The following is a 13,365-nucleotide window of genomic DNA, read 5'->3' as shown; positions in this document are numbered from 1 at the left end:
ATCTGAACGTTATCACTAGTGATTTGATCTTAAAGGAAAAATTATACTTGTTCTTTCTCTTTGGGTAACTTATTGGGTACTAAAAGAAAAGCTGGGGAAAATTTGAAAAATGTGATCAATACTAAACTAATTCATTTAAAACAATGTGCCTTGTATTAGCTTATTTTCAGGTATTAAGAGGTGAGGGTCAATACCATCTGTCCCACCGATAAGAAAAGGACTTTTACTATCATGCTTTTGTTTATTTTTCTGAACGGTGTTGTCACTGAAAGTAGCATAACAATATGAACACCCATGTAGACAGGTATTGTAAGTACCAATATCAATGCTTTTTATACATCCACATGCTTCCCTTTGCCCAGCATCCTTTCGAGAATCAAGCGCGATACCAAACACATCTTTGATTAGTCGATCATCAATACACTTGCCGTGTTGAACACCAGCTTCTGATATGTCTATATCTTCTGCACAACTTTCAATTTCCATATCTAAAGAACTCGCCACCTTATGCATATAGTGAACAAGATCTAATAACATGTCAGGACTCTGAGTGATATCTACATAATTAAGTGACTCAATTTTAATGAGGTTTCTATCAGTTTTACTATATAAGTCAGCAAAGCTGATAACAACTTTGTTCGTTTTTCCTGAAAGTAAATTAGCTATTTTATGAAAAATCCTTTTGTGCTCATTAATATCAATAAGGTTACATAAAAGAATCGGATCGTATCTCCATATAACCTTCTCTGAACCAATCAAATTGCTTAACTCACTAAAGGTCTCAATTGCTTTGTGTGGTCTAGGTACATTGCTCTCTAAAATTTTAGGGTAGCCTGTTATCGTATATTGGAAATAGTACTGATATCCCATTTGATCCAGTTCGCTCAAATGATGCATTAGCATCTTAGGGTTTCTTGTCCAAAAAACCATAAGATCAACGTCATCAGGACTTAAAGACACTCTCTTAATCTGATGTGCATTAAAAGGGTTTCTGGTTAACAAGAAACCCTCTCTGACTCGATTCATAAACCAAGGCGTATAAAATGCTGGGATATCAGTCCTTCTGCTAGCACTAATAATCAATTGTATTTCCTGTATTCGAATATAACAGTTTTGTTAGTATGAGATATGCTATCCACTATAAGGTTATGATTTAAAGGGTAAATGATGTTAGTTGACTCTATCTCAATCCAATCTGGTCTTGTATATGTCGCCCCTTGCTGTTCTAATCCTTCAAAGTAGTATTGTCTCTTATATGGCATTCCAGTAATACCTCTATCGAACACGTCTCTACCAAAATTTTGAAGATTAATATCTACAAACACAACGATTGCCCCATTTTCTAGGTCACGATTTATTGCTGTATTAAGGTTTGTTAAGAAACGCTGACCAATACCGCTTCTATGCATTGTAGAGAAACTCTTGCATACAAATATGATGTTGGCTCCTCGTAAGCTAAAGTCCTGAGTTAAATCATGATGGATGAAAGTACAATTCGGGGTAATTGGCCTAGCAAAATTCCATGAAGTGCTGATATCTAATCCCGTATAGCTTATGTCAATGTTTAACTGATTTTCTGCGTTATATTTCTGAAGAGCAAAGTAGTCAGGAGCAAAACCACATCCTAATGAGGTAACATTAACAACTGTACCAGCAAAATCATCAAGCACTCTAGATTTAGTCAAATAGTGGTATATCTCACTGACATAACTGGGACCATATTTGATGACGTAAGTGTTCATTTTTTTCTGACAGTTATACGTATCAAGTCGCCTAAAGTAGTCTTCCCAAAGGGAATCTTCACAGTTACATGGAGTACGATCATTACAGCAAGTTAGTTGCGCGACATTACCACTGCATCTTCTCAAAACGTCTACCAACATCAGTGTTTCCTTTGATTCAACTTTGAATCTATTTGATTATAATTATTGAAAACAATGGCTAAAAATAGCCATATGTGCACTGATTTATATGATATATCGTAACTGTCGTTTTCCATAGATGGGTTGGAACTAACTAATTAAATAATATAACTTTTTGTTATTAAAGGTCGCTGTTAGCAACAGTTAGTATTGAGATACTAGCGAACTAACCAAACTGCCCATGCTTAGAGAAGCAAATTCATTTTTGCTCGCTCAAGAAAGCAAGACTCCGCAAAGTGCGCTTGGCTTACTCAGCTGAGTTGAGTTAGTTCTTTCCCAAAAGTGCTTTTATTTTTAGTTCACTCCATTCCTCAGAATTCAACTCGGGAATAGGAAGGTATTCCTTTATTGAGGTTGTAAAAGTCGGAACTGGATAGTTACTTTGAATCAGAAAGTTAACTACCTTTTGGTATCTATTACTTCGGTTTCTCTCTCTCTTTAACCTGTACCGGATAATGTTTTTCACTTTTAAGCGATACAATTTTTCTTCAGAGTCAGGTTTGGACACTTTTAATAGGTTATGTTCTGAAGTGGTGACTGCCACGCAGTAGCCTACGATAGCTGAAAGATCTTCGAGTCCAAGCTCTTTTCCCTCCGGAATCTCAAATCCCAAAACGTCAGTAGCGATTGCATGTAATCGAGATAGATCTTTAGAAGTAAGGTGTAGACGTTTAGGAATCAATCCGGATTTTTTACGTCTCTTAGCCATCCTAGCCTGTCTAATTGCATCTGAGGATCTTGTTGATTCCTTAGCTTCTTCTTCAGTCTGATTTTTGTTTGTCATAGCAGATACGCTTTTAGAGAGTAAAAGAAGTATCTAGTATGCCTATGAGTTCAAGTATTACCAATGTGAGTCTCACGTTTTAATGTGAGACTCACAAATTCATTGTTTTTAAGTTCTTATAAAACAGCTGGTTGCATTTTTTTTTGCAAAAAAGGATATTTTTTTGCGCATATTAAATATTGGAAGTTAAAAAAACTAATTCCGCCTCTGGGTTAATAACTGAGGAAGTCCAATGTGCGGAAACGAACTTACATATTTGAATAAAAAACTTGTAGCAAAGAAGGTAGGTGTATCGGAGTCATCAATAGAAAGGTGGGCAAAAGCAGGAAAGTTCCCTCCGCCTCGAGAGTTTGGAGAGGTTCGTGTTGCATGGCTATCAAGTGAGGTTGATGAGTGGATGTTAAGTAGACCTGTTGCTCCTAGCTACACTGTTTCAGAACAGGATCGTTTACTCAATGGAGTGCTCAACGATGACCAATAAAAAATACTCCAAATACGAAAAGTTAGTTGCCGGAGTGATAGAAACTTACTTAGAAGCTTGCGATGAAGATGAGCTTAGAATCAAGTTTCTAGAGAGTCAGGGTAAAGGGAAGCACTATGAGTTAGAAGAGAAGTTAACGAACTGCGCTGATGAGGATCCTTGTAGTAGCCTTGCTTGTAAGAAGTGCAATCGCGATTTCAGAATTGAACATGTAGCTAAGTTGGTTAGGTTGTATAGACGATATCACCTGAAAGCCAAAGTCATAAACTGGAAGAGAGCGCTGAATGGTAAAAACCGTCAAGCAGTCCGTCCTTGGTACGTGCTAACTATTATTGACTATAATCGTGCGTTTACTGCTTATGATTTTCCTTCTCAAACAGATTTGGAAAACACCAAAAAGCGGTTGTACTCGATGCTCAATCGGTCTGGTTTTGAGGGAGCAATTGTAGGTGCATTTGAAATTGATTTTCATCGTAAGGAAGAACTCTGGTTACCTCATTTTCATTTAATTGTATTTCCTCATTCAGGGAACGATGATTGTATTGAAACTCTTAGGAATAAGTTGAAGAAATCTCAAACATGTCATATCAAAGACGGACGGATACCAAGACCACTAATGGTTCAAGAAGTTTGCGATCCAATTGAGCAGTTCAGCTATATTTATAAATTACTGTATGCAGAAGTTATCGACCGAAAGTCATTTAAGAGTGGCGGGTATGAAACTAAAAAACAAAGACTGGAGAAGTTACTTTTTTGTGAGCATCTTTGTTGGTTGGATAGTCTGAGACTGAGAAAGAAGATGTTGTTTAACTACAGAGCAAAAGGAAAGGTATAAAGAGAATCGATTTGGAATACAGTTATAGCTATATACGCCATTGTGGGAGGTTGTTAAGGGTATAACTGGCTGAAATTGATACTGTACCATAGAACACTAAACAATGGCTTTTCGGTAGCCGAGAAGCCCAGTTGGTACAGACGCTCGGCGTTGTTGACTAAATCGATGCAACCTTTCCGTTAACCAGCGCTCTGATTCTTTGAGTACTCATTTAAAGTAAGCTCGATTGCAACTAGTGTAACTGGAATCAATTGAGTATCATGTGTTTCAATTAGTTACGAACGGTATGATGACCAATGGGTGAGTATTCAAAAAGGGTAGGTGAAGTCGGTGAGAAGATAGTCGCAGACTTTTTAAGGTTGTTCGGCTGGAAAAATATGTGCAGCAACAATCAGTTGAATTGTATCGTTGGGGAACACGGTTGCAACACACATGGAATTGATGCTCTTTTTGCTTACAAATCCCTCCTTCAACAGCAGACATTAACTAGTGTTATTGTGTCAGCCAAGTACTCAGGTAATGCATATGAGAAGGTTCCTTCGATGTTTAAGGCTCATTTTAATGATGTAGCTAAAACAGTAGAGTGTTACTCACGCTCTGACATCAAGAGGAACTTGGCAAACGGGATCAAAGGTACTTCTAAGAAAGAAGATATTGGAGTGCTGTTCTATCTAAACAACGTAGAAGATCCTGAAGCAGACAATATCAAATCAAAGATTCTAAAGAGTCGGATTTCACCAGATATCACATTTAATACGATCCATTTGATTGATAATGCTAGAGCGTCATTTCTATATTCTGCGTTGGGGTTTATAAAAAACAAGTACAAGCATGAAAAGCCAAGTTTTTTCTGTAACATTACAACACTAAATGTTAATTCCAACACGAGGCATACACCTGTAATGCCTGTTGAGTATATTACTTCACCTATCATTCCTATGTCAGTTCCACACCAAGATGGTAAGAAGCTCATCATACTTTGCGACTTTGATTTTAGTAAAGATGCTTTGATTTTGGTCTTCAGGCTAGCTAAAAAGCTTTGTGCTGACTTTAGCAACCATTACGAAATCTACTTCAATACATACAACACATTAGATCATTCACCTATCGTTGACGAGGTCAAAATGACAGCAATGTTCGATAACCAATATGATGAAGACGATAATTATGAGTCCACAGAGGTCGACGTAACTCTCGAGGTAGGAACTTATAACGATAACTTTAGGAATGACTTTTAATGAGCAGACAATTCATACCTTCAGGAGATGAGCTAAAAAACCTGTTGAGTCAGACTCGATGTACCCCCGGAAGTATTAACTCGGTCCTTAGAGCAAGAGGAGTGTTTTGTCCTAACTCTGATAAGACTAATACTATTCCATGCCTCATGAAGTCGTTCCTAAGCCCTAGTGAATCATTGGAGTTGATGGAAAGCATAAAGACTTCGGAGAAGCTTGACCGTGTCAATTTTAGGAACTTCAGTATTGATAAAGACACTGAGATCTTAGATGTTATCAGCGGTGTGATTGATGATGACGCTATTCGTCCTCAACATTTTGAAAACTATAGAATTACAGACTTTACTGATTTTGCTATCGAGACAAGTGACATAGGTGAATCATATGTGCTTGGGTTTGAGATTCAACGAGAAGATATTCTGGATGATTGGCACGAAAGCACAAAGGTATTTAGAGGGTCTGTTGAGGTTAAGAAACAGACCGAGGACAGTGATCTTCTGTTGAACATACAGTTAAATCATACCACACCAGAATGTAAAAAAGTGGCTAACCAGTTTGTAGATCGCATTGAGAAAGAGCTGCTAGCTAAGCAAGTTATAACTGAATCCCCGACTGGTGGTAAAGTGCTCTTTGACAGTTTCGAGAACGAAGAACGAGTTAGGTTTCTTGAAGATCTCTCATCTCAACACACGGATTATATATTCTATTATGAGAGGCTGGATGATGTTAGCTTTCAACCGGATAAAGAGAACGAAGAGTTTGAGAGCTTTAGTAAGGATGCGAACATCCTTGAGAAGGACATTGATCAGTATCGCTTTCGTGGAGACTTGAGAAAGATCATTTCTCGCAGGTGGAAGAAAATCCATCCATTCATAAAGGTCACGAAATTCTTAGCTACTTACTCAGTTTCCTACAAAAAATATAAAGGAAACTGTAAAGTCTCTTATGAGTTCAGTGAGTACAATAAAAGGAAGCTGGAAAATCCAGAGTTTGGCATCAATATTGTGAAGCTGACTCTCAAAGGAGCTACCGCCAGCGACCTCGATTATGTACAGAATAAGATTCTTCATGAGATAGAATTAAAGAAAACAGAGTTGGTTAAAAAATACCAAAAGGTAGTAACTGAAGAACCAGAATCAGAACCTATAGAGTCAGGCGATACTGCTCCCTTAGAATCTTAATAAGAAATCACGAGTGAAAGCTGCTCTTTTAAAAGGACAAAAACTCTTGAACAGATCTAACGTTTTACTATCTGAGGTTGTGGCTTACATTCCTTAGTTCAATGCACGGAGATAGATAAAAAACTACTCCTAAAAGCGAGTTTGGTGGCAGAGGGACAAGCTGTACGATTAGGTTACATACTGGTTTGGGTCTTCTGACTGCTAATCTAGATAGGTACGCTCTGCATTAATACCAGAACTCTACACATGTATAGAGTTATATTGCAACTGCTAAAGACACATTTGTACCAGAAGCTTCAACAATATGCTTGCTCCACCAATCCATCAAATCTCTTCTGCGCTCAAGGTAGTCAGTACGACTATATGCACGATGAGTATCACTCCCAATTAAATGAGCAAGAGCAGCTTCAATCAAGTAGTAGTCATGTCCCGCTTCATTTAATGTGGAGCTGGCTATAGAGCGCAATCCATGTGAAACCAAGCGTCCTCCGAAACCCATACGTTTGAGAGCCATATTGGCTGTTTGACTATGCATGGGTTTCTTAGGATCTTTCGCAGACGAAAAGACATAATCACTATTTACTTTCATCGAGTCCATTATACTTAACAGTCCGATGACTTCTTCAGTCAAAGGTATACGGTGCTCCTTGCGCTTTTTCATTCTTTCTGCGGGTATTGTCCAAATTCGGTTATCTAAGTCGAATTCTGACCATTTGGCACCTGCTGCTTCATTTGGTCGTGTCATAGTATGAAGTTGAAATCGAATTAAACAGCGTGTAGAACGCTTAATGCTCGCCTCAGCTAGAGTAGCCATCAATTCTGGCAATTCTTGCGGTTCCAGCGCTTTCATATGCTGTTTCTGAGGTTTTTTAAAAGCAGCTAAGATGTTGCTTATAGGATTTGCCTCAATAATTCCGCAGTTCATAGCGTAGATCATGATTTCATTCAGCCGTTGAGATAATCGTTTCACAGTTTCTAAGGAACCTTTGGCTTCTACAACCTTTAGAGTTTCGATTACAACTTGAGCTGTAATCATAGAGATAGGTTGTGATCTCAAAGATGGAAAAACATGTAGCTCAAAAGAGCGCCAGATATCTTTCGCATAATCCTCAGTTACTTCTGATTTTTTTAGTTCCATCCACTTCAGTGATACATTGAATAGCGTGTGCTGGTGTAGCGCTTCGTTCTTCTTCTTCTCCTCTATTTCGTGGTGTTTCGGATCTATGTCTAGTGTTACTAGCTCACGGTAGCTTTCTGTTTTCTTTCTAGCATTAGCTATCGATAGTGTTGGATAAGTTCCTAAAGTTAGGTTTGTCCGTTTACCAGTAGCAGGACTCTTGTATACAAAGCGCCATGACTTCGTTCCATTTGGCATTATTCTAAGTTGCAAGCCTTGCCCATCGCTGAACAATTGTTCTTTGTCCAGTGGTTTAATGCTCTTAACTTTTTTGTCTGTTAGTGGAACTACTCGTCTTGCCATCTCTATTACCTTGATTTAGTACCCAAAAAAATCATGGATTTGAGTATAGGGTAAATCATTGGGTACTAAAAATGTGAGTTGATATGGGGTGCTATGAGGTTGTATGGGATGATAACTTCGGGTAAGTCATTGATTTTACGATGATGTAGATACAAAAAAGGACACCCGAAGGTGTCCTTTTCCAAACGTTTGGTGGAGCTGGCGGGAGTTGAACCCGCGTCCAGAAATCATTCATCATTGGTACTACATGCTTAGTCGATCTTTAATTTCACCAGCAACCTGCGAACCGACACGCTAGTTAAAGGCTAACCTGAATTGTTATTCGCGCTTTTCCTCTCAGGTGGGAGAATCCGCGCTAGCTAGTTTGGGTTTGATCTCTTATTGGTCCCCGTCTTACGAGCGGAAGCTAGGGTAAGAGAGCTCTGAGCAGGTTATTAAGCTGCTAGTGCGTAGTTTTCGTCGTTTGCGACTATTTTTTTGCGGCTTTTTACGTGGCCAACCGCCCCACGGCATGCACCTCAGACTTCAAAATTCCTGTCGAATCCTAAATCAGCCCCAAGTGTTATTTGCATAGTACCAGAAAAGCTTTGCCTGTCTAGCATTGTGCGTTTAAGTGCTTAAATTTAGCGCAAATTACTCTTCATAATTCGTGCTTTATCTCTAGCCCAATCTTTTTCTTTCATATCAGTACGTTTATCGTGCAGCTTTTTACCTTTAGCGACGCCAATTTTGATTTTCGCCCATGAGCGAGACCAATAAAGCGCGGTTGCTACTAAAGTCATACCTTCACGGTTTATACGCCCGATAAGGTTATCGAGTTCTTTACGTTTTAAAAGAAGTTTACGAATACGTGTTGGGTTTGCAACGGTATGAGTACATGCTTGAGTAAGCGGAGTAATCGTCATACCACTGATGTATGCTTCACCATCTCTGATGTAAACATAGCTTTCAGCAATGTTGGTTTTACCTTCACGTAAGGATTTTACTTCCCAGCCTTGTAGCTCAAGCCCTGATTCTATTTCATCATCGATGAAATATTCGTGGCGAGCTTTCTTATTAAGCGCAATGGTATTGCTACCAGCTTTGGATTTTGATTTATTCTTTGCCATAATGGCCTCATTATACGGATTGCGCCTCTATTGGGGAATCCTTTTGTTTGCGCGCTAGCTCAATAGAATTAGAATTGCTGACAGCTTTTAATGTAACGCTGTCTTTAACAGGAGTCTATATGCCAAAGGTTACTCGTTCAGCATTGGTGTCATTTAGTGCTGAACAAATGTTTAATTTGGTCAACGATGTTGCTCGTTATCCAGAATTTTTACCAGGATGCTCAGGCTCTCGTGTGATTGAGTCATCAGATACATCCATGGTGGCATCTGTTGATGTTTCAAAAGCTGGCATAAGTAAAACATTTACCACTTCTAATCACCTGACTCAAGGGGCGATGATCATGATGGAGTTGGTGGACGGACCTTTTAAAAAATTACAGGGTGGATGGCACTTTACGCCATTAGATGATCAAGCATGTAAAGTAGAGTTAAAGTTAGAGTTTGAATTTTCTAGCCGAATGATCGAAATGGCATTTGGAAAAATCTTTAATGAACTCACAGGAAATATGGTCAGTGCGTTCACTCAACGTGCCAAACAGGTTTACTAAGCCATGACAATTGAATCAGATATGATCCATGTAGAGGTGGTTTATGCGCTTCCTCTAGAGCAACGTGTTTTTACTTTAGTAGTGAATAAGAACACCAATGTTAGCGATATTATTGCGCAATCTGGCGTGTTAGAACTTTACCCTGAGATTGATCTTGCGAAAAATAAAGTCGGCGTATTTAGCCGAAATGTTAAGTTAGATGCGACCGTTAGAGATAAAGATCGTATTGAAATATATAGACCTTTACTTGCTGACCCGAAAGAGATTCGCAGGAAACGTGCAGAACAAGCTAAGAAAGCTGCCGCAAAATAACTTATGTTAAAGTTTTTAAAATAAAGCTCGCCAGTTGCGAGCTTTATTTATATTTATCGTAGGCTTTCGAAAAACTCATCACCACTTTCAAAATCACCCGCTACAGCTACTAATGTGCCATCAGCGTTGAAGTCGACAATGAGGTTTTTTTGGATCGAGTCTTTATGACCTTCTGTGTGATGGTAAATATAATACCAAGTATCAGGGTAGCCATTCTCAATCAACATTGGGGAGCCCATAACATAACGAACTTGAGTTTTGGTCATGCCAAACTTTAGTTGGTTTACGGCTTCTTGCTCAACATAGTTGCCTTGGTTTACATCAATACGATAAACCAACTTTTCTAATACAGAACAACCCGTCAACATTGTGAGAGCTAGTGGAACGGCGACTAGCCACTTTTTAATTCGCATAGTTTGAGATCTTAATTCGCTAAAATACTGCCTGATAATAAACAAGCTCTCGCAAGAAGTAAAAAGCTCCTTGCGTATTGAGCTTGTTATGACTAGCAAATTTGAATTAAGTTGCAAATTTTATGAACAAATTAGTCATACTTGAGAATAAAGGTATGTTTAAACGCTACGCTGCAACTAAGAGCTCTTTTGCATTGGCGAGGGTTGACTCTGTAATTTGGCTTCCCCCAAGCAGGCGTGCGAGTTCTGATATACGTTGTTGTTCATCTAGTGTGCGCATCTGAGTTTCTGTTTTTCCTGCTTTGGTACTTTTTGCGACAAACAGTTGTTGATGTCCGCAACCTGCAACCTGAGGTAAGTGAGTCACACACATCACTTGGGTCGATTCCCCTAGAGTGCGTAACATTTTACCGACTACTGCTGCAGTCGGACCGCTGATTCCCACATCTACTTCATCAAAAATGAGGCTCGGAGTATCAACTTTTTGTGCTGTAATAACTTGTATAGCAAGTGAGATTCGAGAAAGTTCACCACCAGAAGCTACTTTTGCGATAGGTTGCATTGGTTGACCTGGGTTGGTGGAAACTACAAAAGTCACACTGTCCATACCTAATGGTGAGGGGTGAGTATTGGTATTGCTTACCTGTATTTCAAATTGTGCTTTTTCCATGCTGAGTTCATGCATACTCTGCGTAATAAGCTTATTGAGCTCTTTAGCATATCGAATTCGTGATTTATGCAGCTTCTCAGCTTTTACGACGAACGCTTGATATTGCAATTCTACATCTTGAGCAAGCTCTTCAAGTTTTTCGTCAGAGCAATCTAAGCTTTCAATTTGTTGTAATAGATCTTGGTGATGTTGGTATAGATCTTCAGGCAGTACTTGGTGCTTACGGGCCATAGACATGATTTTGGAATAACGCTCTTCGACATACACCATTCGAGCCGGATCAACATCGATACTATCTAAATACGTTCTGAGCTCACTGTTGGTTTCTTCGATTTGAATAATGGCTTCAGCAAGTAAATTCGGAAGTTCAACGAGTCTTTCATCTAGCTCAGCTAATTCTATCAATGATTGGTTTGCTGATTGTAAGATACTTAGTGCATTTACACTCTCACCTTCATAAATCAATTCAATTGCTTGTTGGCAAGTAGATGCGAGCTCACCACTATTAGAAAGGCGCTTATGTTCCTGTTCTAACTCTGTAAATTCATCTTCATTGATTGATAGCTCATTAAATTCTTTTATTTGATACTCAAGCAACTGTTTTTGAGCTTGGTTTTGTTGGCTATTTTCAAGAAGTTGTTTTAAGTGATTATCAGCCTGACGCCAAGTTTGGTAAGCCAAGCGGGTAGATTTGAGAAGATTGAAATGACCAGCATACTGATCAAGCATAGCCATTTGGTAATCACCTTTCATTAACTGGTGGTGTGCATGCTGACCATGGATATTGATTAAGCATTGCCCTAGAGATTTGAGCTGAGCTAGAGGCACCGGGCTGCCATTGATGAAAGCCCTTGAACGACCTTCTTTTGAAATTGTTCGGCGTAAAATACATTCACAACCATCTAGCAGATCATTATCTTCTAGCCAGCGAGTCGCATGTAAATTGTTTTCGAGTAAAAATGCAGCGCTGACTTCGGTTTTATCTTCACCTTGCCTAACCATTCCTGCATCAGCTCTTCCTCCAAGACACAAACCTAACGCATCAATTGCAATAGATTTACCTGCACCGGTTTCTCCGGTAATTGTTGTCATGCCTTTAGAAAGTTCTAGCTGTAAAGACTTAACAATAGCGAAATTATTAACACTTAAATGAGCCAGCATTTTATTTACCTGTATAACTGAACAATACTGTATATAAGCTCAGTATATACTGTTTCTTTATACAGTAAAGTCAGCGATTGAAAAATTTTTGTGATAGTCATCAGAAATTGGAGTTCTCTATAGAGCACTGAAACTACTATAGATTCCTGATTCAATCGTTTCCAATGAAGGGATCTTGATACAGGGCGTAAGGATAAGTATTGATTTGATGAGAGTTCTATAGGTAATAAAAAAGGCTGACGAACTCCGTCAACCTTTTTTAAATTATTCGCTGAAAGCCAATCTATTGCTTTAGAAAAGCTTGCTTGACCAGCCTAACTTGTTACGTAGAACGTGGTAATAATTGTAGTCTTTTGGGTGAATAAGCTTGAGCACGTTAGGGCTTTGGTAAATATGAATCTCGTCGCCTGGTGAAACAGGTAGCGAAATTTGACCATCGCAACTGATTTCTTGAGTGCCTCGATTATCAGGTGAAACGATAAGCTTAATACGACGTTTACCATCGACTACAAGAGGACGGCTTGAAAGGGTATGCGGGAACATTGGTACTAGTGAGATCGCATTAAGGCTTGAAGATAAAATAGGACCACCACCAGACAGTGAATAGGCAGTAGAGCCCGTAGGCGTTGAAACAATTAAACCATCGGAACGCAGTGAAAACGCAAAGCTATCATCAATATACACCTCAAATTCGATCATATGTGCGACTTGCCCTGGGTGTAACACGGCTTCGTTGAGGGATGCATTATGACTTTTTATTTGCCCGTGGCGATGTATTTCGGTCTCAAGTAGGAAGCGCTCTTCTTCTATAAATTCGCCTTTTAAAACATCGGTCAGCGACTCTTGAAAGTTTTCTGGGTTTAGATCCGTTAGAAAACCAAGGTTCCCTCGGTTAACACCGATCACTGAAATATCAAAACGAGATAGAATACGAGCGGCGCCGAGCATGTTTCCGTCGCCACCGACAACGATCGCAAGGTCTGCTCGTTTGCCCAGCTCAATAAGACTAGAAAAATGTTCTTTCGGGATATCGTCTAAAATACTGGCAAGTCGGTCATCAACAAATACTTGATAACCTTCAGCACTTAACCACTGATAGAGCTCCCTATGAGTCTGAATTGCTTGCTGATCTCGAGGTTTACCTATAATGGCGATGACTTCAAATAGCTTTTTCATAACGTTTCCAAACGAATTAGGCTTGAATCAAAATTCTTCATCCCCATAATAAAGGCAA

General features: G+C 39.1%; 14 protein-coding genes and 1 other RNA gene. 6 read left to right on the top strand and 9 right to left on the bottom strand.

Annotated features, from left to right (window positions below; translation table 11 throughout):
- Positions 1-135: 135 nt before the first annotated feature.
- From L4C37_RS11465 to L4C37_RS11455, 3 genes are all read right to left on the bottom strand, one after another.
- The gene (locus L4C37_RS11465) at positions 136-1,083 is read right to left on the bottom strand and encodes a DUF1848 domain-containing protein (RefSeq protein WP_429768648.1); all 948 of its coding nucleotides are present in this window, start codon (positions 1,081-1,083) and stop codon (positions 136-138) included.
- Entirely contained in the window at positions 1,080-1,883 is an 804-nt protein-coding gene (locus L4C37_RS11460; RefSeq protein ID WP_429768647.1) for a hypothetical protein, read from the bottom strand. Before L4C37_RS11460 ends, L4C37_RS11465 begins: the two co-directional genes overlap by 4 nt.
- Before the next feature lie 304 nt (positions 1,884-2,187).
- Entirely contained in the window at positions 2,188-2,706 is a 519-nt protein-coding gene (locus tag L4C37_RS11455) for a hypothetical protein (RefSeq protein ID WP_429768646.1), read from the bottom strand.
- Between the two features lie 256 nt (positions 2,707-2,962).
- Between L4C37_RS11455 and L4C37_RS11450 the strand changes: the two genes are divergently transcribed.
- The 4 genes from L4C37_RS11450 (at position 2,963) to L4C37_RS11435 (ending at position 6,438) form a co-directional block, all read left to right on the top strand.
- The gene (locus L4C37_RS11450) at positions 2,963-3,187 is read left to right on the top strand and encodes a helix-turn-helix transcriptional regulator (RefSeq protein WP_429768645.1); all 225 of its coding nucleotides are present in this window, start codon (positions 2,963-2,965) and stop codon (positions 3,185-3,187) included.
- Entirely contained in the window at positions 3,177-4,022 is an 846-nt protein-coding gene (locus tag L4C37_RS11445; protein ID WP_429768644.1) for a hypothetical protein, read from the top strand. The genes L4C37_RS11450 and L4C37_RS11445 overlap by 11 nt, the downstream gene beginning before the upstream one ends.
- A gap of 296 nt (positions 4,023-4,318) precedes the next feature.
- Positions 4,319-5,260 (top strand): GapS4a family protein, encoded by a 942-nt coding sequence (gene gapS4a, locus L4C37_RS11440; RefSeq protein ID WP_429768643.1) that lies wholly within the window; start codon positions 4,319-4,321, stop codon positions 5,258-5,260.
- Complete coding sequence (locus L4C37_RS11435) at positions 5,260-6,438, top strand: GapS4b family protein (RefSeq protein WP_429768642.1); 1,179 nt, start codon at positions 5,260-5,262, stop codon at positions 6,436-6,438. Before gapS4a ends, L4C37_RS11435 begins: the two co-directional genes overlap by 1 nt.
- Before the next feature lie 256 nt (positions 6,439-6,694).
- On the opposite strand, the gene L4C37_RS11430 is transcribed toward L4C37_RS11435, so the two are convergent.
- The 3 genes from L4C37_RS11430 to smpB all read right to left on the bottom strand — a co-directional run bounded on the left by L4C37_RS11430 (position 6,695) and on the right by smpB (position 9,027).
- Entirely contained in the window at positions 6,695-7,918 is a 1,224-nt protein-coding gene (locus L4C37_RS11430; protein ID WP_429768641.1) for an integrase domain-containing protein, read from the bottom strand.
- Positions 7,919-8,108: 190 nt separating this feature from the next.
- Positions 8,109-8,475, bottom strand: a transfer-messenger RNA (tmRNA) gene (gene ssrA / locus L4C37_RS11425).
- A 66-nt stretch (positions 8,476-8,541) separates the two neighbouring features.
- Positions 8,542-9,027, bottom strand: coding sequence for an SsrA-binding protein SmpB (gene smpB, locus L4C37_RS11420; RefSeq protein ID WP_137374932.1), 486 nt, complete (start codon positions 9,025-9,027; stop codon positions 8,542-8,544).
- 119 nt (positions 9,028-9,146) lie between these two features.
- Between smpB and L4C37_RS11415 the strand changes: the two genes are divergently transcribed.
- Positions 9,147-9,575: an SRPBCC family protein gene (locus tag L4C37_RS11415; protein ID WP_372266649.1), complete on the top strand. Its 429-nt coding sequence runs from the start codon at positions 9,147-9,149 to the stop codon at positions 9,573-9,575.
- A gap of 3 nt (positions 9,576-9,578) precedes the next feature.
- Positions 9,579-9,887: an RnfH family protein gene (locus tag L4C37_RS11410; protein ID WP_273296484.1), complete on the top strand. Its 309-nt coding sequence runs from the start codon at positions 9,579-9,581 to the stop codon at positions 9,885-9,887.
- A gap of 53 nt (positions 9,888-9,940) precedes the next feature.
- On the opposite strand, the gene bamE is transcribed toward L4C37_RS11410, so the two are convergent.
- The 3 genes from bamE to nadK all read right to left on the bottom strand — a co-directional run bounded on the left by bamE (position 9,941) and on the right by nadK (position 13,307).
- Complete coding sequence (gene bamE / locus L4C37_RS11405) at positions 9,941-10,300, bottom strand: outer membrane protein assembly factor BamE (protein ID WP_137374929.1); 360 nt, start codon at positions 10,298-10,300, stop codon at positions 9,941-9,943.
- A gap of 166 nt (positions 10,301-10,466) precedes the next feature.
- Positions 10,467-12,131: a DNA repair protein RecN gene (gene recN, locus L4C37_RS11400; RefSeq protein WP_429768640.1), complete on the bottom strand. Its 1,665-nt coding sequence runs from the start codon at positions 12,129-12,131 to the stop codon at positions 10,467-10,469.
- A gap of 291 nt (positions 12,132-12,422) precedes the next feature.
- Positions 12,423-13,307, bottom strand: a complete 885-nt coding sequence (gene nadK, locus L4C37_RS11395; RefSeq protein WP_137374927.1) for an NAD(+) kinase — start codon at positions 13,305-13,307, stop codon at positions 12,423-12,425.
- Positions 13,308-13,365: the final 58 nt, after the last annotated feature.

Origin of the sequence: Vibrio kagoshimensis, from assembly GCF_050337535.1 — a bacterium.
Classification (GTDB): Bacteria; Pseudomonadota; Gammaproteobacteria; order Enterobacterales; family Vibrionaceae; genus Vibrio; species Vibrio gallaecicus.
Note: the sequence above shows the minus strand (reverse complement) of the source record. Positions and strands in the feature narration are given on the sequence as shown.

Excerpts from the sequence above, each read along its gene's own strand:
- L4C37_RS11460 (WP_429768647.1), bottom strand. The coding sequence starts at position 1,883 with ATGTTGGTAGACGTTTTGAGAAGATGCAGTGGTAATGTCGCGCAACTA.
- L4C37_RS11455 (WP_429768646.1), bottom strand. The coding sequence starts at position 2,706 with ATGACAAACAAAAATCAGACTGAAGAAGAAGCTAAGGAATCAACAAGA.
- L4C37_RS11445 (WP_429768644.1), top strand. The coding sequence starts at position 3,177 with ATGACCAATAAAAAATACTCCAAATACGAAAAGTTAGTTGCCGGAGTG.
- gapS4a (WP_429768643.1), top strand. The coding sequence starts at position 4,319 with ATGGGTGAGTATTCAAAAAGGGTAGGTGAAGTCGGTGAGAAGATAGTC.
- L4C37_RS11435 (WP_429768642.1), top strand. The coding sequence starts at position 5,260 with ATGAGCAGACAATTCATACCTTCAGGAGATGAGCTAAAAAACCTGTTG.
- L4C37_RS11430 (WP_429768641.1), bottom strand. The coding sequence starts at position 7,918 with ATGGCAAGACGAGTAGTTCCACTAACAGACAAAAAAGTTAAGAGCATT.
- smpB (WP_137374932.1), bottom strand. The coding sequence starts at position 9,027 with ATGGCAAAGAATAAATCAAAATCCAAAGCTGGTAGCAATACCATTGCG.
- L4C37_RS11415 (WP_372266649.1), top strand. The coding sequence starts at position 9,147 with ATGCCAAAGGTTACTCGTTCAGCATTGGTGTCATTTAGTGCTGAACAA.
- L4C37_RS11410 (WP_273296484.1), top strand. The coding sequence starts at position 9,579 with ATGACAATTGAATCAGATATGATCCATGTAGAGGTGGTTTATGCGCTT.
- bamE (WP_137374929.1), bottom strand. The coding sequence starts at position 10,300 with ATGCGAATTAAAAAGTGGCTAGTCGCCGTTCCACTAGCTCTCACAATG.
- recN (WP_429768640.1), bottom strand. The coding sequence starts at position 12,131 with ATGCTGGCTCATTTAAGTGTTAATAATTTCGCTATTGTTAAGTCTTTA.
- nadK (WP_137374927.1), bottom strand. The coding sequence starts at position 13,307 with ATGAAAAAGCTATTTGAAGTCATCGCCATTATAGGTAAACCTCGAGAT.